Genomic DNA, 635 nt, shown 5'->3' with positions numbered 1-635 from the left:
AGGTAGTTTGTCCGCGCCTGCCACCGATTGGCAAAGCCGTTTGTTTGAAAAATTTGTGATTGCCGACATCGAACGGCGTTTCAGATCAGTTGTGTTTCAGGAGTTAGAGCAAAAACAGAAAACCACGGGCGGGACGCAGCAATCTCCCGGTTCTGCGGTTTTTGGCCGTGCATTGGAGCTTTTGAACAAAATTCAGAAAAAGCCTGAAAAAGATGCAGCAGAGACAGAGACTAATAACTAACCCTGCAGCTTTGCTATGTGATCTTCTAATTGTTTAAGAACAAATGATCTAAGTGCACCGGACAGCGACCCTGTCCGGGCTTCATCAATCTGCTTAACCAGTTCATTCATTGAAATTGATTCCTGCTCTGCATACTGGCGCAGATGTCGCCAGAAACCTTTTTCCAGTGAAATGGATGTGCGGTGACCAGATATGGTCACAGAGTGTTTTTCAAGTTTTGCATCATCAAGGTTTAACATGCGCGCAGTTTCCAACAGCAAACAGAGGCTGTCAATCTATATAGATTTTACCGCGTGATGTGGCGGGTGGACAGTCCTCTAAACTGCGATAAATGAGTTTCGCCGCTGCATAGTCTTCGTGGGCACAGCCAACAGACTTAAAAAGAGTGATATCA

Annotated in this window: 2 protein-coding genes; one reads left to right on the top strand and one right to left on the bottom strand. The window is 45.7% G+C overall.

The window, feature by feature from the left end; translation table 11 throughout:
- The coding region (locus IE199_RS21845) for a hypothetical protein (RefSeq protein WP_189775040.1) at positions 1-241 on the top strand (241 nt) is incomplete at its 5' end.
- On the opposite strand, the gene IE199_RS21840 is transcribed toward IE199_RS21845, so the two are convergent.
- Positions 238-480, bottom strand: a complete 243-nt coding sequence (locus IE199_RS21840; protein ID WP_189775038.1) for a ribbon-helix-helix domain-containing protein — start codon at positions 478-480, stop codon at positions 238-240. The two genes, IE199_RS21845 and IE199_RS21840, sit on opposite strands and share 4 nt — an antisense overlap.
- Positions 481-635: the final 155 nt, after the last annotated feature.

It is taken from the genome of Thalassotalea marina (assembly GCF_014656435.1).
Lineage (GTDB): Bacteria > Pseudomonadota > Gammaproteobacteria > Enterobacterales > Alteromonadaceae > Thalassotalea_C > Thalassotalea_C marina.
Note: the sequence above shows the minus strand (reverse complement) of the source record. Positions and strands in the feature narration are given on the sequence as shown.

Bases quoted from the DNA above. Each gene is read 5' to 3' on its own strand.
- IE199_RS21840 (WP_189775038.1), bottom strand. From the start codon at position 480: ATGTTAAACCTTGATGATGCAAAACTTGAAAAACACTCTGTGACCATA.